The 26,708-nt window shown below is 35.3% G+C and carries 27 protein-coding genes and 1 pseudogene; 6 read left to right on the plus strand and 22 right to left on the minus strand.

What is annotated here, in order from left to right:
* Window positions 1–18: 18 nt before the first annotated feature.
* A complete protein-coding gene (locus tag MS2017_RS06330) occupies window positions 19–462 on the minus strand; it encodes a DUF3015 family protein (RefSeq protein ID WP_122951638.1) in 444 nt (147 codons plus the stop codon).
* A gap of 410 nt (window positions 463–872) precedes the next feature.
* Between MS2017_RS06330 and MS2017_RS11915 the strand changes: the two genes are divergently transcribed.
* On the plus strand, window positions 873–998 hold the full coding sequence (locus MS2017_RS11915; protein WP_122951639.1) for a hypothetical protein: 126 nt from the start codon (window positions 873–875) through the stop codon (window positions 996–998).
* Window positions 999–1,170: 172 nt separating this feature from the next.
* Here MS2017_RS11915 and queE read toward each other — a convergent pair whose 3' ends face one another.
* Together queE and uvrB are read right to left on the minus strand one after the other, a co-directional pair.
* A complete protein-coding gene (queE, locus tag MS2017_RS06340) occupies window positions 1,171–1,812 on the minus strand; it encodes a 7-carboxy-7-deazaguanine synthase QueE (protein WP_122951640.1) in 642 nt (213 codons plus the stop codon).
* An 11-nt stretch (window positions 1,813–1,823) separates the two neighbouring features.
* Window positions 1,824–3,818 carry an excinuclease ABC subunit UvrB gene (uvrB, locus tag MS2017_RS06345; RefSeq protein WP_122951641.1) on the minus strand — a complete coding sequence of 665 codons (1,995 nt, stop codon included), beginning with the start codon at window positions 3,816–3,818 and terminating at the stop codon, window positions 1,824–1,826.
* Between the two features lie 53 nt (window positions 3,819–3,871).
* Between uvrB and MS2017_RS06350 the strand changes: the two genes are divergently transcribed.
* The gene (locus tag MS2017_RS06350) at window positions 3,872–5,044 is read left to right on the plus strand and encodes a pyridoxal phosphate-dependent aminotransferase (protein ID WP_122951642.1); all 1,173 of its coding nucleotides are present in this window, start codon (window positions 3,872–3,874) and stop codon (window positions 5,042–5,044) included.
* Between the two features lie 292 nt (window positions 5,045–5,336).
* On the opposite strand, the gene MS2017_RS06355 is transcribed toward MS2017_RS06350, so the two are convergent.
* The 18 genes and pseudogenes from MS2017_RS06355 to MS2017_RS11850 form a co-directional block, all read right to left on the minus strand.
* Complete coding sequence (locus tag MS2017_RS06355) at window positions 5,337–6,026, minus strand: dual OB domain-containing protein (RefSeq protein ID WP_122951643.1); 690 nt, start codon at window positions 6,024–6,026, stop codon at window positions 5,337–5,339.
* 11 nt (window positions 6,027–6,037) lie between these two features.
* A complete protein-coding gene (locus MS2017_RS06360; RefSeq protein ID WP_122951644.1) occupies window positions 6,038–6,469 on the minus strand; it encodes a DUF488 domain-containing protein in 432 nt (143 codons plus the stop codon).
* Window positions 6,469–7,083 carry a DUF488 domain-containing protein gene (locus MS2017_RS06365; RefSeq protein WP_071563940.1) on the minus strand — a complete coding sequence of 205 codons (615 nt, stop codon included), beginning with the start codon at window positions 7,081–7,083 and terminating at the stop codon, window positions 6,469–6,471. The genes MS2017_RS06360 and MS2017_RS06365 overlap by 1 nt, the downstream gene beginning before the upstream one ends.
* 357 nt (window positions 7,084–7,440) lie before the next feature.
* Entirely contained in the window at window positions 7,441–8,445 is a 1,005-nt protein-coding gene (locus MS2017_RS06370; RefSeq protein ID WP_122950936.1) for an IS5 family transposase, read from the minus strand.
* Window positions 8,446–8,541: 96 nt separating this feature from the next.
* On the minus strand, window positions 8,542–8,685 hold the full coding sequence (locus tag MS2017_RS11320) for an HP1242/YdcH family protein (RefSeq protein WP_164707641.1): 144 nt from the start codon (window positions 8,683–8,685) through the stop codon (window positions 8,542–8,544).
* A 1-nt stretch (window position 8,686) separates the two neighbouring features.
* Complete coding sequence (locus MS2017_RS06375; RefSeq protein ID WP_122951646.1) at window positions 8,687–10,588, minus strand: polysaccharide biosynthesis protein; 1,902 nt, start codon at window positions 10,586–10,588, stop codon at window positions 8,687–8,689.
* Between the two features lie 162 nt (window positions 10,589–10,750).
* Window positions 10,751–12,019 (minus strand): type II toxin-antitoxin system HipA family toxin, encoded by a 1,269-nt coding sequence (locus tag MS2017_RS06380; RefSeq protein WP_122951647.1) that lies wholly within the window; start codon window positions 12,017–12,019, stop codon window positions 10,751–10,753.
* Window positions 12,016–12,333, minus strand: a complete 318-nt coding sequence (locus MS2017_RS06385) for a helix-turn-helix domain-containing protein (protein WP_071563687.1) — start codon at window positions 12,331–12,333, stop codon at window positions 12,016–12,018. Before MS2017_RS06385 ends, MS2017_RS06380 begins: the two co-directional genes overlap by 4 nt.
* Window positions 12,334–12,476: 143 nt before the next feature.
* Complete coding sequence (locus tag MS2017_RS06390) at window positions 12,477–13,202, minus strand: sugar transferase (protein WP_122951648.1); 726 nt, start codon at window positions 13,200–13,202, stop codon at window positions 12,477–12,479.
* A gap of 4 nt (window positions 13,203–13,206) precedes the next feature.
* On the minus strand, window positions 13,207–14,127 hold the full coding sequence (locus MS2017_RS06395) for a transketolase family protein (protein WP_071563574.1): 921 nt from the start codon (window positions 14,125–14,127) through the stop codon (window positions 13,207–13,209).
* On the minus strand, window positions 14,120–14,923 hold the full coding sequence (locus tag MS2017_RS06400; protein WP_237732679.1) for a transketolase: 804 nt from the start codon (window positions 14,921–14,923) through the stop codon (window positions 14,120–14,122). Before MS2017_RS06400 ends, MS2017_RS06395 begins: the two co-directional genes overlap by 8 nt.
* On the minus strand, window positions 14,916–16,022 hold the full coding sequence (locus MS2017_RS06405; protein ID WP_122951649.1) for a DegT/DnrJ/EryC1/StrS family aminotransferase: 1,107 nt from the start codon (window positions 16,020–16,022) through the stop codon (window positions 14,916–14,918). The genes MS2017_RS06400 and MS2017_RS06405 overlap by 8 nt, the downstream gene beginning before the upstream one ends.
* Window positions 16,019–16,759, minus strand: coding sequence for a class I SAM-dependent methyltransferase (locus MS2017_RS06410; RefSeq protein ID WP_122951650.1), 741 nt, complete (start codon window positions 16,757–16,759; stop codon window positions 16,019–16,021). The genes MS2017_RS06405 and MS2017_RS06410 overlap by 4 nt, the downstream gene beginning before the upstream one ends.
* A gap of 10 nt (window positions 16,760–16,769) precedes the next feature.
* Entirely contained in the window at window positions 16,770–17,588 is an 819-nt protein-coding gene (locus MS2017_RS06415; RefSeq protein WP_122951651.1) for a glycosyltransferase, read from the minus strand.
* 697 nt (window positions 17,589–18,285) lie between these two features.
* Window positions 18,286–19,284, minus strand: a complete 999-nt coding sequence (locus tag MS2017_RS06420; RefSeq protein WP_122951652.1) for a LicD family protein — start codon at window positions 19,282–19,284, stop codon at window positions 18,286–18,288.
* A 36-nt stretch (window positions 19,285–19,320) separates the two neighbouring features.
* On the minus strand, window positions 19,321–20,019 hold the full coding sequence (locus MS2017_RS06425) for an acylneuraminate cytidylyltransferase family protein (protein ID WP_122951653.1): 699 nt from the start codon (window positions 20,017–20,019) through the stop codon (window positions 19,321–19,323).
* Window positions 20,020–20,086: 67 nt separating this feature from the next.
* A complete protein-coding gene (locus MS2017_RS06430; protein WP_122951654.1) occupies window positions 20,087–21,322 on the minus strand; it encodes a lipopolysaccharide biosynthesis protein in 1,236 nt (411 codons plus the stop codon).
* Between the two features lie 374 nt (window positions 21,323–21,696).
* Window positions 21,697–21,882, minus strand: a pseudogene (locus MS2017_RS11850) (SDR family NAD(P)-dependent oxidoreductase); the annotation flags it as partial.
* Window positions 21,883–22,402: 520 nt separating this feature from the next.
* Between MS2017_RS11850 and waaC the strand changes: the two are divergent.
* Window positions 22,403–23,422, plus strand: coding sequence for a lipopolysaccharide heptosyltransferase I (waaC, locus tag MS2017_RS06440; RefSeq protein WP_122951656.1), 1,020 nt, complete (start codon window positions 22,403–22,405; stop codon window positions 23,420–23,422).
* On the opposite strand, the gene gmhB is transcribed toward waaC, so the two are convergent.
* A complete protein-coding gene (gmhB, locus tag MS2017_RS06445; RefSeq protein ID WP_122951657.1) occupies window positions 23,379–23,897 on the minus strand; it encodes a D-glycero-beta-D-manno-heptose 1,7-bisphosphate 7-phosphatase in 519 nt (172 codons plus the stop codon). The genes waaC and gmhB overlap by 44 nt on opposite strands.
* A 310-nt stretch (window positions 23,898–24,207) precedes the next feature.
* Here gmhB and MS2017_RS06450 point away from each other — a divergent pair, with 310 nt between their 5' ends.
* Genes MS2017_RS06450 through MS2017_RS06460 form a run of 3 tightly spaced genes read left to right on the plus strand, consistent with a single transcriptional unit; the run spans window position 24,208 to window position 26,638 of the window.
* Window positions 24,208–24,939 carry a lipopolysaccharide kinase InaA family protein gene (locus tag MS2017_RS06450; RefSeq protein ID WP_122951658.1) on the plus strand — a complete coding sequence of 244 codons (732 nt, stop codon included), beginning with the start codon at window positions 24,208–24,210 and terminating at the stop codon, window positions 24,937–24,939.
* Entirely contained in the window at window positions 24,936–25,682 is a 747-nt protein-coding gene (locus tag MS2017_RS06455) for a glycosyltransferase family 2 protein (RefSeq protein ID WP_122951659.1), read from the plus strand. Before MS2017_RS06450 ends, MS2017_RS06455 begins: the two co-directional genes overlap by 4 nt.
* Window positions 25,679–26,638 (plus strand): glycosyltransferase family 9 protein, encoded by a 960-nt coding sequence (locus MS2017_RS06460; RefSeq protein WP_071563244.1) that lies wholly within the window; start codon window positions 25,679–25,681, stop codon window positions 26,636–26,638. Before MS2017_RS06455 ends, MS2017_RS06460 begins: the two co-directional genes overlap by 4 nt.
* Window positions 26,639–26,708 lie beyond the last annotated feature (70 nt).

Below are 26,708 nucleotides of genomic sequence, written 5' to 3' on the forward strand. Positions count from 1 at the left end.
TTGTTTCTCTGCTACAATCTACATAATCGCACTATATAAATTGCTGGATTTTTGAATCGCTGTTTGATTAGAATAGTCACTGGCAGACATTAAAGAATGCACTGTGCCACGTAATTCTTTAACATCTTTGCCACTTAAATTAGATAAAGATTTTAAATAATCACCATTACCGTTAGCAACATTAGTGATGATTGCATCATAAGATTTATGAATAAATTCTGCTGCTTTGACTTTTGTGCTTGTACAAGTATCAGCGGAAGAGGCGTTAGAACTTAAAGCCGTTGACCCCCAATCCCAAGTCACATTACTAGTAATAGCGCCAATTGGGCTACTATTTGCAAAAAGCATACCACCAATCCCACATTCTTTATAAACCTGCTCTAAATTTCTCTCACTAGACGCTGCAAAAACTGTGCTTACTAGCACTGCACTTAATAAAGTACCTATGACTATTTTTTTCATGATGAATCCAACTATTTATTTTAAACAAATTTATTATACTCTAAAATAGAGTCATTGAATTAATTTTTCACCTAAGAAGCCATTTTTTTATAACTACTGTACAGCAAAAAAACCAAACATAGAAAATGCAAACTGAGTACCATACTTTCTCTTTGTCTAAAATAAACCAAAAGGTTATTTCAGTTACCAGATTAGATGATTTTGGCAGAAAAACAGTCTATGATATCTTTTGAATTCACATTAGTAAGTGTGGCACTCAATTGGTCGGTCAAAGGGCGTATTAACCACTCTTTAATCCGACAAGAAAAAGAATTGAAACATGAAAATACACATAATTAACCTGCAAGCAAAGGCACCATATTTACCTATTGAACAAACAAGGATATGGTTAAACTCTTATCGCCAAATCAATGGGCAGAAGTAAGTCAACTATTTCTAGAGAATTATCTCGTAATACTGGCAAAAAAAAGGTTATCGCTACAAGCAAGCCGATAGACTCGCTTGTAAAAGACACTAAAAGAATACAAACATATTAAATTGACTCAAGTAACTTCTTTCTATAAATTTACATCTACCCTATCAAATCCACTCCCATCAATCCATTTAAAAATTATACCACCACTTAATTAATCATCACTCAAAGAAAAACGACGCCACCCCCTTTGATTTCTTTTATTTTTGAAAATGGTATCAATAAAGTTCGGTCTTTTATTTACCTTGTTGGTCGCCCCACAGTATTTTGTGTAATTGTAGTTGCAAGCGCACATTCAATTGCCGTTCTAAAATCCAGTCTGCCAATTGTGTTGGTGTGACAATACCAAAGGTGGGAGAGAACAATACGCCTGCTGGTGTTGGATATTTGTTGAGAATATTGACACTCCAGTCAAAATCAGATTTTGAGCCAATGACAAACTTGAGCTGGTCTTTGGCTTGGAGTTTTTCAATGTTTTTATATCGATTTTTATCTGCCTCGCCTGAATCTGGGGTTTTAACATCCATTACAATTGAAACGCGCGGATTAACCTCTGTAATGTCAATACTGCCACTGGTTTCTAGCGAAATTTGATAATTTTCTTTGACCAATCTATCTAGCAAAATATGGCAGTTAATCTGCGCCAATGGTTCGCCGCCTGTTACACAAACGAGCTTTGTTTGGTAGGATTTAATCTTGGCAATAATGTCATCAATGCGTAACAGGTTATTGCCTTTAAATGCGTATTCAGTATCACAATAAGTACATCGTAATGGGCAGCCTGTCAAGCGCACAAATACTGTTGGCAAGCCTACCTCGCGTGCTTCGCCTTGTAATGAATAAAATATTTCGTTAATATTAAGTTCGCTATTGTTCATAAAATTTCCTGTTACAAATTGCCTTTAAACTGTGAATTTTTAAGTTGTTTGATTTGATTGCGCACTTCTGCTGCTTGTTCAAATTTTAATTCTTCTGCAAAGCCATACATTTGTTTTTCAAGCGACTTAAGTTCTTTTGCAAGTTGCACGGGTGATAAGTTCACCATAGGTTGTGCATCATATTCACCCTCAGATTCCTCTACTTTGGCATCGGTGTCTAAAATGTCAACAATCGGTTTTACAACACTTCTGGGGGTGATGTTGTTAGCCTCATTGTGCGCTTGTTGTTTGTCGCGTCGGCGTTGTGTTTCATCCATGGCTTTTTTCATTGATTTGGTGATTCTATCAGCATATAAAATCACATGGCCATTAATATTTCTAGCCGCCCTACCCATGGTTTGAATGAGTGAGCGTTCAGAGCGCAAAAACCCTTCTTTATCTGCATCTAAAATTGCCACCAAAGAAACCTCAGGTATGTCTAAACCTTCTCTCAGTAAATTAATACCCACCAATACATCAAACACGCCTAAACGCAAATCACGAATAATTTCCACTCGTTCAACCGTGTCAATATCAGAGTGCAAATATCGAACTTTAACACTATGTTCATTCAAATAATCACTCAATTGCTCAGACATCCGCTTGGTTAAAGTCGTTACTAACACTCGCTCGCCAACTGCAACCCGTTTGTGTATTTCACTCAATAAATCATCAACTTGTGTATCTACCTTACGCACTTCAATCTCAGGATCTAGTAGCCCTGTTGGTCTAACCAACTGCTGCACAATGGCACTAGAAACATCTAATTCGTACTGTGCGGGCGTGGCAGATACCAAAATACATTGATGAATTTTATCTTCAAATTCAGTAAATTTTAATGGGCGATTGTCCAGTGCCGAAGGCAGTCTAAAGCCGAAATCAACCAAGGTGGTTTTGCGTGCCCTATCGCCGTTATACATGCCGCCAATCTGGCTTGCAGTTACATGCGATTCATCCAAAATCACCAACGCATTTTCAGGCAGATAATCCAACAAAGTAGGAGGCGGCTGCCCTTCTCCCCTATTTGACAAATAACGAGAATAATTTTCAATGCCGTTACAATATCCCAGCTCACTCATCATCTCAATATCCATATGCACTCGTTGCGTTAAGCGCTGCTCTTCTACCAATTTATTTTGCGACAATAACACCTTGCGCCGTACTTTGAGCTCATCTTTAATATCGTCCAGCATATTCAAAATCTTGGATTTAGGGGTTACATAATGTGTTTGCGGGTAAACCGTTACTCTTTGCAGTAACTTTAATTTTTCGCCTGTTAGTGGATCAAACCAATAAATTGCCTCAATTTCATTATCAAACATCTCAAGTCGCAAAGCCTGCTCTTCCGAATCCGCAGGAAACACATCAATTACTTCGCCTTTCACTCTAAAATGCCCACGCGTCAAACTCACATCATTACGCGTGTATTGCATTTGCGACAAACGCGACAAAATCTCTCGCTGATCAATCACCTCACCAACACTCAAATGCAACAACATTTGCATATAACTGTCTGGGTCGCCCAAACCATAAATTGCCGAAACACTGGCAATAATAATCACATCATCCCGCTCCAACAAAGCCTTGGTTGCAGAAAGGCGCATTTGTTCAATCTGCTCATTAATCGATGAATCTTTCTCAATATAAGTATCACTCGCTGGCACATACGCCTCAGGCTGATAGTAATCATAATAAGACACAAAATATTCCACCGCATTGTTCGGAAAAAATGCTTTCATCTCGCTATACAACTGCGCTGCTAGCGTTTTATTCGGTGCCATAATCAGGCTCGCTCGCTTGGTCTGTTTAATAACATTTGCCAAGGTAAAAGTCTTACCTGAGCCAGTAACGCCCAATAGCGTTTGGAATTTTTCCCCTGCATTCACCCCTTTAACCAACGCCTTAATAGCGTTTGGCTGGTCTCCTGCTGGAGAAAATTGCGATTTTAATTGAAATTTCCTACCCACTGCTTGTATTTTTGATTATCATAGGCGCTCAATTTTAAACACTTTAAACCACTATGAACATTCTTTCTTGCAGAGTTGGCAAAGTTAAACCTTCAGCCACATTAGCTATCACCGCCAAAGCCAATGAACTTAAGGCTCAAGGCATTCAGATCGTACCAATGGGCTCAGGTGAACCAGATTTTGATACCCCAAAAAATATTCAAGAAGCAGCCATTAACGCCATCAAAAGTGGGCAAACTCGTTACACAGCAGTTGACGGCATACCTGAATTGAAAAATGCCATTATCAACAAATTCAAACAAAAAAACAACTTGAATTACACGACAACCGAAGTTATGGTGTCAGCAGGTGGCAAACAAGTATTCTACAACCTGTGCCAAGCCGTACTTGACACAGGTGATGAAGTCATTATTCCATCACCATATTGGGTTAGTTACCCCGATATGGTGATTTTGGCAAACGCCACACCTGTTATTGTAAAAACAGGATTAGAACAAGATTTTAAAATCACACCCGAGCAATTGGAAGCCAACATTACCGACAAAACCAAATTATTTGTCATTAATAGCCCCTCCAATCCAACAGGTACCGTCTATTCCAAAGCAGAATTACAAGCCTTAGCAACCGTATTAAAAAAACACCCTCAAGTGTTAATCATCACCGATGACATTTACGAACATGTCCGCTGGGATGGCGGTGATTTCGTCAATATCATTATGGCTGACAAGACTTTAAAAGACCGTAGCATCATCCTCAACGGCGTTTCCAAAGCCTACGCCATGACTGGCTGGCGCATTGGTTATAGTGCAGGTCCAGAAGTGATTATCAAAGCCATGAAAAAAATCCAAGGACAATCCACCTCAAACCCCTGCTCCATCGCCCAAGCCGCCGCATTAGAAGCAATTAGTGGCGACCAAAGCACCATCAAAACCATGGTATCCGCCTTTGAAGAACGCCACGAATTTATCGTCAACGCCCTCAACGCCATTGACGGCATAGAATGCCCAAAGTCCCAAGGCGCCTTCTACTCATTCCCACGCATTGAAGGCCTTATCAAACGCCTAGGCTTAAAAGACGACATTGAATTCTCCACCTATTGCTTAGAAAAACTCAACATCGCCCTAGTCCCCGGATCTGCCTTCGGTGCACCGGGCTACATTCGCTTTTCATTCGCTACCAGTATAGATAATATTAAAATTGCTGTTGAGAAACTAAGTAAAATTTAAATTTTTCTTAGTTTCAACAAGGTTATCAACATAAGGCCTCAGAAATTTCAGACAATAATTTAATTTTTCTTATTTCAAACCCGATTAAATCAAGAAAGGACAAAAGTTTTTTAAATTGAACTATGTAAGAAATTTTAAAAAGTTGTCAGAGATTTGGGTAATGTAGTAAGTTTTCATATTTAGAATTATATTATATTTTCCTTTCTTTTTTTTGATATAGAGGTGGCCTTTGTTTAGTTTTTATTATATGGCAATAAAAAGATGGAAGTTAGGTAGTGAAATATTAGAAATATTAATTATATTTCCTAAGGTTGCGATCAAAATCTGGAAAAGTGTAGATTCCATTTATTTGAAGCCAAAACCCACCTTTATACTCTCTTCCTAATCCAACTCTTAAGAAAACAGTTGCTTGTCTTCTTATGAAATTATTTATAATATCTGGAAAATTTAAATCATTAAAATGCTCCATTGCATAATTATAAAACCCTAAATCCGTAATTGATAAAAATGAAAATCTTTTTCCATCGTTATCCAATAAATGTAATCTAATTTTTCCTTCTTTAAATCCATCTTTTACAATTTCAATCTTATTAGTATTGATTTTAATTGTAATAATTGACTTGGAAGGAGCGTATTCTTTTGGAATAACTTTTCCTTGCTCAGGAAAATCATAATTAAAACCTGTGCTAATACTATTTACTATATCATTTTCAAGTAATTTTTCAAACTCATTAGAATTGAATATTTTTACTTTCTTCAATCTTTTGTAACTATAATCTTCAACATGAGGTTTATTTAAATTTGGTTTTTTTGTAAAGTCACCGTCAATAACAGTGCCTGGTAAAATATCATGCTTTTCACATTTAGACAATTTAATATATGGCTGGGGTCTTACACATTCGCCTGTTTCTTGGTTTATTCCTGCAATACATACTTTTTCTAGGTTATTGAATCTTGTTAAATCTGTAATTATTATTTCCATTTACTTTTTCCTTATAAGTGTTTTATAGTTATATTATTAAAATATTTTGCTAGATATTCTGATAATAATCTTCTATGACATTGTTCAGCAGTAGGCTCACTACATAATAACACTATGCTATCTAAGTCATCAATAGATATATCATTTAAAACATTTCTATCTATTAATAATTTGTTATAAACTTTGATGTACCCTTCCCAACTTATAGTTTTGTCTTTATATCCATTTAATAACTCTTTAGATGGGGCTAGTTCAAGTTTATATTCATATTCAATATTGTGTAATTTTAAAAAATATGGCAAATGTTTTGCATTTGCAAAACCTGCAAGTTGAGATTTATTATTTAATCTAATATCAATCAATTTCTTTACTTTATTTTCTGTTAATAATTTAAAAAACTGTTCTGCACTTTTTTGAGAAAAACCAATTGTAAATACATTCATTAATCGTCACCTTCTTTTGTTATTGAGTTATAGGCAATATCTTTGTTTCTTAATTTATAAGCTAGTTTCATTTGTAAATCTTCTGTTATATCTGAATTAAATAAATCCACCTTTGGAAGTTTTTTATTATATTTTTTTAGAAGTTGTTGTTCTAATATTTTTTGAGAAACCACCTTGTCTGGATAGATATGATTTACCTCTATTGAATTTTTTGTTAAAAATTCAGATACAAGTCCAAACCTATGGCAATCAAAAGCTTCTTTTTCAGAACACATTAAAGATATATTGTATCCTTTTGTGATGCCTTTATCTAATCTTGTAATGCCATCTTGAAAAGATTTTGTTTCTTGTACTTTTTTAAAATCCACTTTACCATCGTCAAATAATAAACTTTTATCTTCGTATCTTGCACCCAATAAATCACCCATAAAGATATAGTATATTTTATTTTTTTTAAAATAACGCTTCAATGCTTCCCTATTATATTGAGAGGCAAACTTGCTATAAGGCGTACTCCGCACATCAACAATAGTATTTATGCTGTTTTTTTTCAATAATGAAATAAAATCCTCTATTTCATATATTGAGTGACCTACGGTATGAAGTTGTTTCAAAAAATTTCCTTTCTTTAAATAGTTTATTTATTTTATCCAAAATAAAATATTTTGCAATTAAATGATTGTCCTGTCATCTGCTATTATTTGTTTTCATAAGCGCTTAGTTTTTTATAATCATATTCAGTGAACTTGGCTTGGCAAAATCCAACGACCCATTTGTGGATTTCTTGATGAAGACCCCTGCATAGCACCCTAAAACCAACCATCAAAACCCAAAACCCTCAATTTTTGACTTTTCAAAGTCAAAAAACATATAAAACCCAGCTTTCATTAAAAAAATCATCAATATCAACTATAAATCGCTCATTTTTTACTCTTTTTTGTACTGTTTCCACAAAAAAGACACAATAATCCCTAGGTTGTATTTAATCCCTTGTTAATATAAACATTCGCCGCTCTAACTAGATTATAAGCAATAGCTTTAAGATTAACTTCGCTGGCAACTTTCTCTAAACCAATATAACGACTTCTTGCCAAACCATAAGTGCGTTTGAGCGTACCAAAGGTGCGTTCAACCACAAACCTTCTTTTGCTGATTGCTTTATTGCGTAATTTATTCCAATGACTCATTTGCTTGCCTTTGGGTTTTTTGCGCATAATACCATCTCTTAACTTTTGTGCTTTAAGTGCTTCACTATTAGCTTGAGAGGCTGCTCCTTTGTCGTATAAAACTCTTACGCCTTTTTGATTGCCTGCCTGTTTAACATTTTCTTCAAAATGAGTCATTTCACTATCATTAGCAGGGTGCGTAGTGGCTTTGTTAATTAATCCATTGGCATCAGTTGTTACTACTGATGAATATCCATAAGTGTATTTTCCCGCCTTAAATGTCCATCTTGCATCTTTATCATCTGAATATTGAATTGGGTTACTATCAATCTCATAAACCTCACCAGTTTTGTGTGTTGTAATAATCTTCTTAGTGCGTCTAGCACTTTGAATTAAGGTTGCATCCATGGCAACATGTTTGCCATTAGAGAGTTTGAGTTGATTATTCTCAAGCATAAGATTGATGCTACTCAAAAGTCTATCAAATAGATTTTGTTTGATTAGTTTGGTTCTAAATCTGCCAATGGTTGTAGCATCAGGTTTGTTGCCACTTAGGCTAAAGTTGCAAAAGTTAATAAAGACTAAATCTCTACTAAGACTATCAGCCAACTTCTCATCAGAGAGATTGTGCCATGTGCCTATTAATAGCGCTTTAAACAGACTAACAGCAGAATAGTCAACTTTAATATGAGACAGATCTTTGGCTATAACTTCCCAATCGATAACTTTGTTAATGATGTCTAGTTGGGAGTTTGGTATGTTGATAAAACTATCAGCAAAGGTTTGTTCTTGAGTGGTTTTAACTCGCATTTTTTTGTAAGTATCTGATAATTATAGTATTTTATCATAAATGCTAATGTTTGCATAAGGTTTTGAGGGTTGATTTGTGATTTTTTGTTGGGTTTTTTAGTTTAATGCAGGGGTCTTTGGGTCTTTTTGGTTGACCTTAACGACGGTTTCGATTTTTCTATTAAGATTATTATAACCCACTATGATGTTTGCAAATTCAAGGTCGTTTTGTTTTAAACTGCTAATTGTAGTTAATTTCATTTTATTTTTGTTGTTTGAGCGAGGCTTGCTCAAATAGCAAATCAGTAATCCCACATTGTGGCTTAAACTCAGGAACAAGTTTAATGAGCAGTTCTCTTAGTGCAACTTGGTTGTTGTCATCAATGGCACTTTCAAGAGCCAAAAGGATAGAGTGGAGTTCGTTCCATTCTATCAGCCTTTCTTCTGCACGCATAATTAATGGGTGCAAAGTGTCGCTGACATTGTCGCCAATAAGTAATTCTTCAAACAGTTTTTCGCCGGGGCGTAGTCCGGTATAGTGGATTTCAATATCGCCGGTTGGATTGGCGTCGTCTTTGACTTCTAAACCACTCAGGTGAATCATTTTTCTGGCAAGTTCATCGATGCGAACGGGTTTGCCCATATCCAGCACAAATACATCGCCACCTTGTCCCATTGCACCTGCTTGAATGACCAATTCAACCGATTCTGGAATGGTCATAAAATAGCGAATAATGTTTTTATCGGTTACCGTAATGGGGCCGTGTTGTTTGATTTGCTGAGTGAATAAGGGAATGACTGAGCCGCTAGAACCAAGCACATTGCCAAAGCGCACCATGGTAAAAATGGTGGCTTGTTGTGTTGTTGATAGGGCTTGTAAGATTAATTCAGCCACACGCTTAGTTGCTCCCATGGTGTTGGTTGGGCGTACGGCTTTATCGGTGGAAATTAGCACAAAAGTATCAACGCCTGCGTTAATCGCTGCTTGTGCGCAATTAAGCGTGCCGAGCACATTGTTATTCACGCCTTCGGTGTTGTTGAACTCTACCATTGGCACATGTTTGTAAGCTGCTGCATGGTAAATAGTGTTAACACCAAAGTGCTTTAACACTTGTGTAACTCGCTTGCCATTATTGACACTGCCAAGTATGGGGTAAATATCAATGGCAGTTCTTGCAAGTTCTTTTTCAATGCTATAAAGTGCCAATTCACTCATTTCAAACAATATTAATGCCTTAGGTTGTAAGTGGATAATTTGGCGACACAGTTCTGAACCGATTGATCCGCCTGCGCCTGTTACCATAACCACTCTATTGACAATATTTTTGCCTAGCAAGTCTTGATTTGGCTTTACTACGCCACGCCCGAGTAAATCCACAACACTGATTTTGCGCAAATCTGCAATACTGACTTTCCCTTGTGCCAATTCTGCAACGCCAGGTAAAACACGCACTACAACTGAATAGGCTTCCAGCTTATTGATAATGGCTAAGCGCTTGGTGCGGGAAATTGAGGGAATAGCAATCAATACTTCGCTGACTTTAAAACGCTCAATCAACTTAGGAATGTCTCCTATTGCATGAATGCGCAATCCTCTAATTTGAGAATTTTGCAACTCCAATGAATCGTCAATAAAACCAACGGGCTTATATTCCACAGTATGCTCAAGTGCCGAAGACAATTGCACCCCCGCATTACCAGCACCATAAATCAAAACGCACTTTTGATTACTGTCTGTGAAAATTGACAACTTGAAATTATTGCTCAACAACATACGAATAGCAACACGCGAACCGCCCACCATGACCAAAGATAAAACCCAGTTAATCAAAATAACCGAACGAGGAATACCCTCTACTGCCGCCATAAAACCTACGATCCCCCACAGCAATGCATACAAAGACACCGCTTGTGCAATACTGCGCACATCCTTAAAACTCATATAACGAATAACACTGCGGTACAAGCCAAAGCGAATAAAAATCGGCACAGCAATCACCGGTGCACCGAATATTACCCAAAGCAAATCACTTTCTGGAAAATACCAATAGCCCAGTCGTATGGAAAACGAGGCAAGTAATATTGATATCAATAAGACGGAATCATGCAACAACATAAACAGTTGCTTGTTAAAACGGGATAGATTAGCAGTAGTGCCAATCATTTATTTAAGGTCTGTATGCAAAGATTCGGCAATACCGATAATGTGTTCGCTAAAGATTTCTTGCATTTTTTACCCTTAATTAAATACTAAATATTAAATAATGCCCGTTATTTAATGCCATTTATCACACCTTGTCAAGTTAATCCCAATCTTACCCGATGTTCATTTTTGCTCATTCTGCACTAATTCTTGACCAATGGCAAGCCTTTGCTTATCGCTCACACCATACTTACTGGCAAGATTGTCCCAATTTGACAAAGCCGCCTTAACCTTATCAATAATTTTAATTGGACTGTTAATACGAAATGCCTGAGCTACGGTAAGTAAATCCGCCCGCTTAATCTCACTAATAGCCGCCTTGCCATTAATCAACATTTGGTGTTGATGCGTCCACTTATCTGGCAAAGGATTATGAGCATGAGTCACATCAAAAGCAGGAGCAAGCGACCAAATGCCGTCAGTATTCATCAAAAAAGCAAAGTTTTTGGTGTGGTCATCACAATTATTGGCCAAAACATTAAACACCATGCGTATATAAATTTGTGCAATCTCATTCTTGCCTAGATTCAGCATTTGCGCTGTGCGTAACAACAGCGTGTAATCAGTTACATACGGTTGGTTAAAATCCTGATGTGCCAATGCACAAAAAGATTGCATGTGAATTTTTTGATTATTCACACGGTCAAACCGCTTGGTCATAAAATGCGCCCGACCACCCTCTTCAAGCAACCTAGACTCACTCATCTCAATCCCCGCTTCTAACGCCATTAAATAATAAACAAACTCTATGCGCCCATAACCCTCATCCCCACCCAATTCTTGATCCTGCCCCACACCATCAAATTTAAGCAACCAATGTTCATAATTCTGTGGCAAATCAAACTGGCCAGCGATCATATCATTATTTTGACGATTCCATCCCACAACCGCCTTAGGGCGTGCACCACCCGCTGATGAACCAATGCGTATAAGTTCATTGTTTATTTGTGAAAATTGCCCCTGAATAGCCTTTCTAGCACTTTCGACCAAATCACTCATTGCCAACGGATAACAATTGTCCTCTGGCTGCACCTGAGCTGGCTCAAACTCCAACGCCCCCATACCTCGCCCACCCATATAAAGCAAACGGTCTAATGTGGTTACTTGCGCCTTAGCAATACCCTGACTCGCCATATACTGATCAACCAAAGCATTGCCAAATTTATCAGGCAAAGAATCCGCAATCAAACCCGGTAACCCCTGAAAAGTCTCCTTATTAAGATTAAAGTCATACACAGACCGATTAACCTGCATATAAATAGGAGAAGGAGAAATACCCGCTGGAACACCATCCGCATATTCAAACAAGTAAAAACCCGGACGACTAGGATTCTCAATAATCGCCCCAAGCTGATACCCCCACAACATAACATTAACCATGCTACCACTCATTTTCGTACCCTCTGTCTACTGGTTTTTTTAGCCTGCATTCGCGACACCTGCATTGGAGAAATCACAACCTCCTTCGGCACCAAATGATCAAAATTAGACAACAACCCCATCACCCGCAAAATAGCTATCAACGGCAACAAAGATATTTCCCCTTTCTGCTCAAACCGCGCCACCGTACTACGAGAAATACCTGCACGCTGCGCCAACTCACTCTGCGACATTTGATGAGCAGGATCATTCAACCTAAGATTGCGGATTCTTGTGGCAATCTCAGCCACAATTTCCTGATCAGTTTTAAAATTATTGACATTCATATTGGTATTATAGTATCAAAAATGAGTCATTAAGTGCTTAATTTAAAGATAATGACTTGAATATGAGTCATTTTTTAAGTTTTACTTGTTGATTATTGTTAAAAAAGAATGTGCATACTTATCACTAGCATTCAAGCCCATATTTACCTTTTACTAACAATCTCGTCAGAACCAGGTGGTGGAAAGGGGTGCAATTCACTTTCTCTTTTTGAAACGGCAATAATATTGGCATCAACATTCATTTTGGTTAATTGTGTTACAACCCAATTAAGCGCCTTTGGTTTTGAAATAATGGCAATCACTGTCCAAAAAATCAATTGCAAATCTAGCAATAACGAGCGATTCTCAATATAAATTAACCCCAACCTACTCTTCCAAGGTCTAATTAACTGATTATAAGATAAATCTGGATCACTTTTACCCTCCAAAATATCACCTTCATCTGAAAAAACAATGGATGAGAAGTCGGTAATACCAGGTCTAACTAAGAGCAATTTTTTCTCAATAAATGTATATGAATCAGTCTCATTTTTAACATTCGGCCTAGGTCCAACCAAACTCATATCCCCTATCAAAACATTCCATAGTTGAGTTATTTCATCTAACTTATATTTTCTAATTTTATGCCCAATCGGAGTAATTCTATTGTCATCTGCACTGGTTGAATCAACGCCAGAATTGTCTGCATTGCTTATCATAGAGCGTAATTTAATCATCTTAAAAATGGCGTTATTTCTACCCATCCTTGGTGCCATATAAAAAGGTGATTTCCTGTCTTGTTGATAGACTAAATATATGAAAACAACTAAAATAGGCGACAACAACACCAATCCAGTAAAAGATAACACGATATCAAGAAGTCGCTTCATGCTCTCAATTTTTAATACTCAATAAATCCAACACTTTTTTAACAATAGCATTTTGATTTATTCCATAATATGCTTTTAAATAGTCTTGAGAACCGACAATTGAAGAGTACCTATCATCCAACCCAATGCGCAAGAATACTTTTGGCATAATGCTATTATCCATACATACTTCTGCTATCGCCCCACCTAACCCTCCATCAATATTATGCTCTTCAATAGTAACAATGCCACCTGTCTCATTTGCTGAGGTAATAATAACTTCTTTATCAATAGGCTTAACGGTGTGCATATTGACTACACTAGCATTAACGCCTTGTTTTTGTAGCAACTCAGATGCTTGAATCACATCACTTAATATGCCACCTGTAGTGAATAGAGTTATGTCTTTACCTTCTTTGTATCTAATAGACTGCCCAAGTGCAAATTTAATCTCAATATTCGTAGCAGTTGTTTTGTCTAATCTCAAATAACCAACACCGCTATTATTAATGAGCGCCTCTATTGCTTCACCTGCTTCCCACGCTGTACCAGGAGCAACAACACTCATTGCAGGCAATGCTCTGAGAATGGCAATATCTTCAGTAGTGTGATGTGACATACCTAAAGAGCCGTAACTAAATCCACCGCCTGATGCAACAATGGTAATATTCAAGCCATGATAACAAGCATCATTACGGATTTGCTCTAGGCATCTCAGAGTCGGAAAATTGCCAATTGAGTAAGTAATGACTTTTTTGCCTTCCAATGCCAAGCCTGCAGCTAAACCAGTCATATTCTGTTCTGCAACACCCACATTAAAATATTGCCCAGGAAACTTGGATTCAAACGCTTCAAAAACACCAAAGCCTAAATCAGCCGTCAATAAAACAATGTCTTTATCCTTTGTCGCTAACTGTGTCAGTTTATCCAAAAAGGCATCACGCATTGTCATTCTCTAGTTCATTGACAGCTGCTTCGTATTCTTCGCCTTGAGGACTACGATAATGCCACAAAACTTGATTCTCCATAAATGAGACGCCTTTGCCTTTAATGGTATTTGCCACAATACATAGTGGCTTATTCTCAACCTTAGAATAACACGCATTAATTAACTGCTCATGGTCATGCCCATCAATATCAATTACATTCCAACCAAAAGCCCGCCATTTATCCACAAAAGGCTCTAATGCCAATGTATCTTCCGTTGAGTGAATACTTTGCAATTTGTTGCGGTCAATAATTACCACTAAATTACCCAACCTATGATGTGGGGCAAATAAAGCCGCCTCCCAATTCGACCCTTCATCACATTCGCCATCACTCATCAATACATAAATTGTGTGTTTATTTTGGTTAATTTTCGCAGCAAGCGCCATACCTGTGGCAACAGGTAAACCATGCCCTAAAGAACCTGTAGAAAATTCCACACCTGCAATGCCCTTATGCGAGACATGTCCAGATAAATTAGAGCCGTTCTGATAATGTGTTTTTAATTTTTCTATTGGCATAAAGCCACTTTCAGCGAGTGCTGCGTATACACCAGCTCCAGCATGCCCTTTACTTAGAATAAACCTATCTCTATCCTGCCATTTTGGATTATCAGCCTTGTAATTTAACACCGTTCCATACAAAACTGCCAAAATATCAGCAATAGAAAGTATCGATCCAATATGCGAACTTCCACCAGAATTGGTCATATCAATAGCATGTCGCCTAATGTTATGAGCAAGCGCTTTAGTCATTATAAAAACCTTTGATGCATTGACAAACATAATCAACTTCATCATCTGTAATTGACATATTTAGCGGCAATAACAAACTTGTGCGCATAATATTTTCAGTAAATGGTAGTGACTGGGTAAATCCTAAATCCCTAAATTCGTGCACTGCTTGACCGCCCCATTGGATTAAAGTGCCAACGCCCTTGCTAGATAAATATTCTTTTAACTCATTACGCTTTAATGCTTCAATTTCATAATTTTGGAATATGTCAAAACAATCTGGATTATTGCCTATTGAAGGTGGCAAAACAACACTAACCAAATTTCTTAAACTTTCACTATACAAATTAGCAATCGCTCTTCTACGCTGAATAATCACCTCATAGTCATCAAAAAAATAATTCAGTATCGCTGCTTGTAAATTATCCAATCGACTATTATAACCCCAGACAGATACATTGCCATCTTCGCCACGACCATGGTCACGCATTAACTTGATTTTGTTATAAATATCTTTATCATTGGTAAGCACTGCACCGCCATCACCAAAACAACCCAACACTTTTGCTGGATAAAAACTAATGCAACCACCCAAACCAAATGAACCTGCCGACTTACCTTTGTGTTTCGCACCTAATGCTTGCGCTGAATCTTCATAAACTTGTAAATTATGTTGATTGGCAATTTTCAAAATTGCATCCATATTTGCTACACGGCCATTGAGTTGCGTTGGCATAATTGCTTTTGTTTTAGGTGTAATTGCCGCCTCGATTGAAGTTATATCCATCAAGTGATCCGCTCCAGCCTCAACTGGCACAGGTCTTGCACCTGTGAATTTAATAGCCGATGCGGTTGCCACCATCGTGTGTGAACAAAATATCACTTCATCACCAACGCCTATACCGCCAGCCTTTAACAATAACTGCATGGCATCTGTTGCATTAGCCACACCCAGCGCATATTTAATACCTGTGTATTTTGCCAACTTATTTTCAAATTGAATTAAGTCATCCTGCATAATAAACGCACCACGACTTGAAACCATCCGAAATATATCGGTCAATTCTTTGCTATGTTGTGCAAATAAATCAGGGTAATTAAAAAAAGGGATGCTTTTCATTTCTTTTTTGCCATTAATACAAATTTAAACGCTGATCTTTTAATAAAAAACATCTTGTCAACAATATCTGAAATTTTAGTTGATATCTTCTCACCAAAAGCTCTAATCATCAAAGGTGTTAAAAATGAAATTGAACCAAAAAATCTAGTTTCTATTTTACCAAACTTTTGTTCGTATTTGCTCAATAATTTTAAATCAGGTGTTCTTTCTATCACGCTCAAACTGCGCTCACCCTTTAAATAATGGACATAACGATTTAAACGATAGATAGGGTTATTATTCAGAGAATCAATAGCAATAAAAACACCTTTAATTTTTAACACTCTATAAATCTCATGAAGCACCATATCATTATCTCCATAACTCAAACTGCCAGCACTAACCACCATATCAAATGATTGATCTAAAAATGGTAATTTTTCCATGTCCGCCACTTTTGTGATTAATTTATCTGTATTAAATCGCTTTTCTATCACGCCTAATGAATGCTCTGAAATATCAGTAGCACAAACTTTTGCACCAGTAGCTAATAAAAATTCAGTATTTTCACCCATTCCAGCACCAATTTCTAAAACAAAACTCTTGTCGTTAATATGCATAGCAATTATCGACTCATAAAAATCATAAGGTTTTTTTAGGGGTAAAGTCAAATTATTCACACTAGAATAATTGCCAGCATCCAAAGCATTTTGTGCTTCACTGTTGTAACGATTTTTCTCTATATTCTTATCGCTCATAAATCAAAACCTATAATTTTCTAATCATCTTGAAAACCATTTTCAACAGTGTTTTAGGCAGTAGTCGTATGGTAAAGCCAACAACCACATTTCTAAACAATTCATACAAATTAAGAAAGTCCATTTCATAAAACTCTTTTTGTGTGGTCGCCTCAAGTATTGCATTATTTAAACCGCCTCTTCGCCCCACTTGCCCATTACCCGTTCTCATGCTTACTAACGGCTCTTGTATATTATAAAATTTTGCATCTTCTAATATCAATTTTACAAATAAATTATAGTCTTCGCTCGTCCTTTTATGTTTTGCGTAATTCCCAACATTCAACACTGCTTTTCTCTTATACATTGCCGAAGGATGATTAACTGGATTTCTGCTTTTGGCAAATCTTACAATTGCACTATGCTGTTCTGGCACTTTCCTATATGAAATTATCTTAGTTTCATCACTTTCAAACTCGCCCACCCAAGCCCCACAAACATCGATATCTTTAGTTTCAAAAATCATTAATTGTTTTTTAAATCTATCTGGTAGAGAGATGTCATCTGTATCCATCACTGCAATTAATTCATTGGTGCATTTTTCCACACCAATCTTTTTAGCACCACCAATGCCGATATTTCTTGCAAGAGAGATGACTTTAAAAATACCACCCAATTCTTCTTTCCATTTCCCAATACTTTGATAAAGTTCATCAGTCAATACACCATCTTCTACCAGAACTATCTCATTAGGTTTAATGGATTGTTCACTCCACACACTCCGCATCGCTCTATCAAAATGCCGTGGGTTTTCTTTGTAGTAAATTGATATTAATACTGAAAATTTCATAACATTGCTTCTAAAAATAAAAAAATATTACCAGCCGCTCACTTTATAGCGATCCAAATTCATTTTTCTGTCACCCTATTTTTATTTAATAAATTACCAAAACAATTCTCTGAACCCCGCCTTACTCTTTCATTGTCAAAAAGTGCATTGTTAAATTTATCATCTTCCGCCAATACGCCTCTACATCTTTAATATCCAAGATATTTGTCAAGCTAATTAATAAAAAATCTCCATTGTTTCTTTGGGTGTTAATATTGATTTTTATCACCTTCAAATAAGAAAGGAGTTTTCTGAAATTCATCAAAATAAAAGGGTGTATTTTGTATTTCAATAAATACCATTATATTTTCTTCAATGGAATCATAAATACCAACATCCAAAACATAATATTTATTAACCAATTTCATTATCAAGAGTGAGCATTACCAATTTACCTAGCACCTGCAATAAATTCAACTCACCTTATATGTTTGAATTTTATATAAGTACAAATTGTTTTTTGCAAAAAATAATTCCTTTAGGGTTGGCACTATACTCTATTTTAGCAAATCTCCATTAAAAATTACTACACTAGATGGTAATCTCAAAATAAGCCCATGCAACCTCTCATTCTGCACTACTCTATTTAAAATTCTTTAGAATTCTGCGGATTGTCCTTTTGGTAAATTGGCGTTAATACTGAAAAATTCCACATATTTTATATTAACTTAACATACTTTAATGCAGAGTTTTTAAGTTTTTTTATGGCTACATCAAACCCTTTTAATCTTTTAAAAACACCAACTTTTCTAGCTATTGAAGCTAAAAACCTACGAATAGAAAAATGATAGAAAGATTGGGAATCGTTCGTTAAAGAATTAGTCGTAACCTCCATTGCAAATTGAATAGAGTTACAAAAAAATAGCTCGTCTAAACGCTTGGGAGTTTGCTGCGATTTTGGTGGCAACTTCATATAATCGCCGTACAAAGTTTTTAAATACTTATCGGTATTATTAGGAGCAAAAAATTCTACACCTTCAAAAAAATATTTTTTTAATGGAAATATATCAACATAAGATAAATAGGTGTTAAAATTATGGTAATAGTCTAACGACTCCATTCTGACGAGACCTTTTAAATCTCTGTTATTACAATCAGAAAAGTATTCAAAATGAACATATTGAGTAAACTTTTCTTTTTCTTTAAGTGCACTCTTTAAGGTTTTTTTGATATATTTTTTATCAACTTTTACACCGTGCATGGCAATATCCCCACTATGGAAATACTCGCTAATACCCATAACCTCTTTATCTTTTTGTTTGTTAATTTTATTAATGAATCTAGCGGGAGATATATGGATATGACCAGCATACAATTTCCCGTCATTACGCAACATTATCTTAGTAGTGGCCAACTTTTCGAACAACCCTCTTGGAATATCGTTATGCTCATGAAACAAAAATATATTTGCACTAACCGTTGATTCTATATCTAGCATAGAAATTAATCGCAAGTATTCGTCTGCTGGAACGCAAATACCGCAATTACTATTCCAAGGAACAAAACCTTTGTGTCGGACAGCACCTAACAGCGTACTTGCATCCAGCCAATACTCTATATTATTATCTTTGCAAATTCTATCAACAATTTGCAAAAGTCTTAACATTTCTGCTTGCAAGTCTTTTAGTGTTGCTAATTTTAAATAATCACTTTTCATATCTTCTAGTTAGTAATAAAGTCTCAAGAGCATAACTTAAGTTTTAGAAAAACCATGTAGCTTATCCATGTAACTTTGTAACTGCTCAGCAATTTCGAATTCTTCAGGGGTATTAATATCATAAGCAACCATTTCATCTAGTACGAAAGAACGGGGCTTATTTCCATAAAAATAACTATTGGATTTAAAATTATCTAATTCTTGAATAAAAATTGCACCATTTTGATAATAGTATGAATCGCATTCCGATGCAAATGGATGTTTTTCAGCATATGGATTGAAATTTATCGGAAAAAAATGTTTATTCCACATGTGACTTTGAATTTCTGTTAACGATACCAGCGAATCATAATCTTCTGCTACATTAAAGGCCTCTATAGCTTGATCATAATGTTCTTCATACACAAATGGGTTTGTAACATGAGCCCATACAGCTATATCAGTGTCAACCCTATTTACAAAATCTTTTATCATAAGATTTGCTGAAGCCTGACTTTCATTGCACGCTTTAGCATCACGCTTAATGGGAAGAGCGCCAAAATCTTCTGCTACTTTCAAAATTTCATCACTATCTGACCCAACATAGACTCTATCAATAAATTTTGACTTTTGCAACTGCAAGATTTTGCGCTCTAATAATGTATATTGCCCCAAATGTCTTATATTTTTATTTTCAACACGTCTGCTAAAAGCCTTAACTGGTAACAAGGCGGATACAACTTTATTATCTATCATGTCTTTTTTTACTCCTCTAAATTTAAAACCCTTGAAACCACACTCAGTGTTATTTTATCAGTTTTTTTTAAACGCCACGCCAAGTCTTAGTTAAATCATAAACAACAAACAGAATTCTAACAAGACATATCAAACCTAACACCAACTCAATATTTGACAGAATACTTGTTGTATTTACGACAGCATATAGCACCAATAAGAGTATTAATTGCGTGATTTGAGCCCACATGCGATAAGAAAAATTATCACGAATAATAGCGATATCCTCCACACTGTAAAACACAAAATTAAACAATTCCATTACGGCAATAATTTGCACAAACACAATGGCAACACGCCACTGTTCGCCTAAAACTAATGGCACAAGCCAATCAGCCAATGTTATTAGCAGTCCATAGCCAAAAATAACAAAAAAGAAAGTGGATTTAATTATTTTTCTTGGTAAAGATATATTGCTATTATCAACCTCATGTATTTTGCGATATTGATGACGAGCAACTTGACCAACTGCTTGACCAAAAGCACCTGTTGGCACACCCACAACCCTCTCAGCCATTGCAAATACACCGGCAGCAGACATGCCACCTACAGCAGACATAATCAATGTAGGTATGCGTGAACTCAAGGAAGATGCCAAATTGATTGTTAATAAAATAGGTATTTTCTGCATTTGATTAAATACGGTGGCAAACGATACTTTAAGTTTTTTTAAAGTTATCGTTTGCACAATATCAGTATAAAATAAGAAAACTAAAAATGATAAGAATTGCCCAATCATTTGCCCCAAAATAAGTCCAATTGACAATGAATCTCCGCCTATAAAAATAGCATACCCAAGCGAAATAGAGATCATACTTATAGCATTTACTGTAGCCACTATGCCATGTCCTGAAAAATTGCCTAAATAAGTAGCGTAGTATCTTAGTGTTTGTGTGCCACCTACAAACAACACCGTAATGCCAATTAAAATGGGCAAATAATGCAACTCCTTTGAAAAGAAAGAATTTAAAAAATTAGATAAAAAAAACATTGTAATTAGGGCAATTAAAAAACTAAAAATTAACACGATTATCAAAATACCTATGGTTAATGTTACGGCCTCATCCTTACTTTTCATGGTAATAATTAAAAACTCCACTTTGCCCGTAGAAAAGACAACCAAAATCCATGTAATAACACTAAAAACAGCAAAAACACCGAATTCCTCTGGAGAGTAATATCGTGTGATAAAAGGCAGCGAAACTAACAGTATTAATTGTGCAATGAATTGTCCACTGGCAATGCGCAATATATTGGCTAACATAAGCAATCAGTCAATTTAATTATCAACGCTTGTTCTAACGATTTAAAAGCATTTTTGAGTAGCCACAGATATAGCATATTGCCTTTCATTATTTTTCGCTCAATAAGAATCATTTTTATTTTTCTTGGCTTTCAAATCGCCAGGCATTAGCACACATATCATCAATCTTTAATTGTGCAACCCAGTCTAATTTGTCTTAGACTTTTTGAACATCGGTGTAACATAAAACAATATCGCCCGCTCTTCTTACTACAATTACAAAACTGATTTTTTTTACCGCTCGTTCTCTCAAAGGCCTTTGCTATTTCAAGCACACTGTAACTCTTTCCTGTACCTAAATTAACCGTCAGAACTTCGCCTTTTATTTGCTTAAAAACATCTGCCTCATAAACTTGTATTTCTTTACCAGTGATTTTCTTTATTTTGCCAATAACTGCTTTAGATGAATTGGAGTAATTATCAAGAGCGATCACTCGATATCCTTTTTCAAGTAATTCTACGCAAGTATGCGAGCCAATATAACCTGCCCCACCTGTTACTAAAATTGTTTTATTTTTCATCATTTTCTAAAGACCTTTGAATAAATATAAATGATTAGCAAGATTCAATTTTTGCTAAATTTAGGAATTTCTTAAACCATATTCCAGTGAGACTAAGGCTGAACTAAAATGTCTTTCCAACAGGTGAAAAATGGATTCTTTAAGGTTATTTACATTCATACAAGTGCCTCTATTTTTTCAGAAAACTTATGAAGATTTTTTTTAAAAATGTTTTTCAAATTTCACCTCTCTTTACCAAAGTCAAATAAATATAATTTTGTCGCTATTATAAAGGGAGACCTTTGCATAAATATAAATAATCATCAAGAATCCACTTTTCACCCACTTGGTAATTTTCTTAAACCCAGCATTAGCTCTACTAGAACGAGGTTTAAGAAAATTACCAAGTGGATAAAAATTGAATTTTACTAATCATCCATATTTATGCAAAGGTCTCAGGATAATTTAGCATTGACACTTCTACATAAATATATTCAAAATATCACCAACACAAACCAAGCATTATCAATAAAATACACTAATGAGAATTGCTATCGTTAAACTTTCCGCTTTAGGTGATATTGTTCACGCTATGATTGTGTTGCAATTTATTAAGCGACATTTACCTAGTTCGACTATAGATTGGGTGGTCGAAGAAGGGTTTAGTTCTCTATTGATGAACAACCTTGATATTAATGAAATCCATACAGTTGGCATTAAAAGGGCAAAAAAAGACAAATCTTTTAAGGTGCTATTTCAGACTTTAAGTGCACTTAGAAAGCTTAAAAAGTATGACATTGTTATTGATATGCAAGGGTTGGTAAAATCAGCTATTGTTGCCAAAATTATTCCATCAGATAAAACTTTTGGCTTTGACAAGGGTGCTTTGCGTGAGGCTTTTGCAGCGTTTTTTTATTCTGATACTTGCCATATAAAATATTCTGAAAATGTGATTAAGCGTAATGCATTTCTCATTTCTAGCGCCTTAGCGGTACCTATTTCACATGATAATATTTTAAACAAACAGCCATTTTTACATTTTAACAATAAGGTTGAGTCTTGCTTTTTGCAAAATAGCAAGGCTAATATTGCTTTTTTGCCGGGCGCTTCATTCATATCCAAGATTTATCCAGCAGAAAAATTTGGGCAATTAGCCCAGGCATTAGATGCCAATATTACAATCTTGTGGGGGGATAAAAAAGAAAGGTTGATGGCTGAAAAAATACAAAATATTGCCCCAAAAGTAGCCCTTATTAACAAGGTGTCACTGGATGAATTAAAGGCAATCATTGGGCAAATGGATATGGTGATTGGTGGCGATACAGGTCCAGTGCATATGGCATGGGCACTTAATATCCCTTCTATCACGCTGTTTGGCTCAACACCCAGTTATCGAAATACTTATCTGACGAATATTAACCATGTGATTGCTTCAAACTCACTGGTCAACCCAAATAAAATTGATAAAAATGATTTTTCAATTCAAGATATTAAGGTTACTGAAATTGCATTAAAAGTTAAAGAATTATTGGCGCAACCTGCTCAATTGAATCGAGAATGAATTGAGCATTTGAATCTTTTTCATTAATGTTATGCCCACTTCTAACTAAAACTGTATTCTTTATCCCTGCTGCTTTTGCCGCAGTAATGTCATTTTCTTTGTCGCCAATCATCCAAGAATTAAGCATATCAATAGGATATTTTTTCTGTGCATCCATAAACATACCTGCCTTAGGTTTTCGGCAATGACATCCGTCTTCTGGTGCATGTGGACAATAAAATACATCCAAAATATCAACTTTGTTTTGCTTAAATTCATTCACCATCCAAGTATTAAGTTTATTAAAATTATCTTCATTATAATATCCTCTAGCAATACCCGATTGATTGGTAATAACAATGATTTTAAAGCCTAATTTTTGAAACATTTGGCAAGCGGAAAACACACCATCAATAAACACAAAATCTTCAATTTTATGCAAATAACCAACCTCTTGGTTAATCACACCATCACGGTCAAGGAAAATAGTTTTCATATTTACGCCCTATAATATAAGTATAATATTTTGATGATTATTTTACATAGAGACCTTTGTGTAAAAACAAAATTCACCAATCAAGAAATTGGTGGCATTAAGGGCACCTACAGAAACCCCAGTGCAATTTAGGGGAGTTAGAAAATAGTGCATTTCTTAGCCAAAAATGAGGAGAATAGCCCGCTATTCGATGAATTTTTGGATGAAAAAGTGCTGTTTTATACTTTTCATAAATTGCATTGGGTTTTTTAGAGGTGCTCTTAAGTAATGCTTGACAACCAAATACCGATAAAGGCTATTTTCTACAAATATGATTAAACAACAACTAATTCACTCTGATTACCAACCCTTGGCTAATGAAATAGAGCGTTATTTCGCACAAAGTAGCACTATATTGCAAGATGACAGAAACACAATTAAAGAAGTTGTGTTTAACAATGAAACGCTTGTGGTTAAATCGTATAAAAGACTTGGTTGGTTCCGTGGGCTTATTTATACTTATTGGAAAAAATCCAAAGCATGGCGAGCATACGAATATGGCTTAAAGATTGCTAAATTTACACCTAAAGTTGTCGCTAGAATTGAAAATTTTGAGCCGTTGCTTGGTAAAAGTTATTTAATTTGTCAAAAATTTGAAGCTGATTTTGATATTAGAATCCCTTTGTTGGATGGGAATTTTAATGATAGAATACAAATTTTTAAACAATTTTCAAACTTTGTTTACCAACTTCATCAAAATAATATCATGCATAATGATTTGTCCCCTGGTAATATTTTGATCAAAAAAAATCAACAAGATTATGAATTTAAAATCATTGATATTAATAGGCTAAATTTTAAAACTTTAAACTCAAAAGACAGGGCTAAAAACTTTAATAAATTATGGGCTAATAACGATGACTTGGCGTTAATATTACAAACCTACGCCAAACTTTCAGGAGTAAAAGTTGATTATTTTGTCAGCCTAGGATTAGGTTACAACCAACAAAATAAAATAGCAAAAGTACGCAAACGAAAAATCAAACGGGCACTAGGTTTATGATAAAAAATATTTCAGTCGTCATCATTGTTAAAAATGGTGAGAAGAGCATTAAATCAACCCTTGATGCACTTTTTAAATTTTCTAATGTGGTGGTTTATGACAATGGATCAGTGGACAATACTTTAAACATAGTAAGCACTTACAACAATGTTGATCTCGTTCAAGGGGATTTTTTAGGATTTGGAACGACCAAAAACAAAGCGGCCACTTATGCCAAACACGACTGGGTTTTGTCACTGGATGCAGATGAGGTTATTAGTGAAGATTTTTTAATTGGCTTGGAAAGTTTACAATTAAACCAAGCATCTGTTTATCAAATTTTTAGAAAAAATTTTTACCAGAAAAAACACATTAAGCATTGCTGGAATAACGATAAAATCGTACGATTATATCATCGAAAACAAACTGGCTTTAACGACAAAAAAGTACATGAAAGCATATTAATTAATCAATTGAATACTGAATTACTCGCTGGATTTGTCAATCATTATCCATATAGAAATATCAGTGACTTTATTAAAAAATTAGACATTTACTCCAGTGAATTTGCACTTGATAATATAGGTAAAAAATCCTCATCTCCTATCAGAGCAATACTCAATGGCGGTTTTTCGTTCTTCAAAACCTATATATTAAAACGAGGTTTTTTAGATGGATACGCAGGCTTAGTCATCGCCTTTTCACATATGGCAACCAATTTTTACAAGTATATTAAACTTTATGAGCTTAATCAGAAAAAATGAATATTCTCATTACTCGTCACGATAAGATTGGTGATTTTATTACCACGCTGCCTTTAATCTTTGCTATTAAAAATCATTATCCTAAGGCTAAAGTTTTTACCTTGGTATCAAGCGTTAATTTTGAATTGGCTCAACAAATTGATTACATTGATGGCGTTATTCTATATGATAAAAATCATTTTTGGCAAACGAAAAAGTCCATAAAAAATGCAAATATTGAAGTGAGTATTAGTGCATTTATTGACACTCAATTAGGTTGCCTTTTATTTTTAAACCGTATTAAAACACGCATTGCGCCAGCAACAAAACTGGCTCAAATTTTTTTCAATAAAACCCTCAAACAAAGACGAAGTCGAGTTGAAAAAACTGAAGTGTTGTATAATTTAGAGTTGGCAAAAATATTAGATAAAAATATTGAGCTAAACTTCAAGCCACCATTGCTAACACTTATTAGGAATGCTCAGTTTAGAAATCAACACCAATTAAACGATAAAAAAATTGTACTTTTACACCCTGGTTATGGTGGCAGTAGCGAGGGTAATTTAACATTAGAGGATTATATTAAGCTATCCGATGCCGTTAGAAGTCAAGGTAACACACAAGTGGTATGGACATTTGGACCCGATGATTTGAATACAAAAAACCAATGCCAAACACTGATTTCCCAAGAAGATTTAATTTATCAGCCACCTACCCTTCTTGATTTTTGCTATCTTATTGAAGACAGCGAATTATTAATTAGCACCTCAACAGGCCCAATGCACTTAGCAGGTATGCTCAATATTAAAACCATTAGTTTTTTTGGTGATAATTTATTTGCCAGTCCAAAGCGTTGGGCAACAATTAGCAAAAAAAATAAACAACATAATATTGTATTAAATAAAAAATTGAAAATTGAAAATATTGTAGAAATTATAAAGACCCTATTGGGCAATCATACTATTTTCAAGGAGTAGCGATATGAGTCACCCAACCCTGAAAAAATTCAAATCCCATCTTTGGACAACTCATACTATTTAAGACTCC

Source organism: Bathymodiolus thermophilus thioautotrophic gill symbiont, from assembly GCF_003711265.1.
Classification (GTDB): Bacteria; Pseudomonadota; Gammaproteobacteria; order PS1; family Pseudothioglobaceae; genus Thiodubiliella.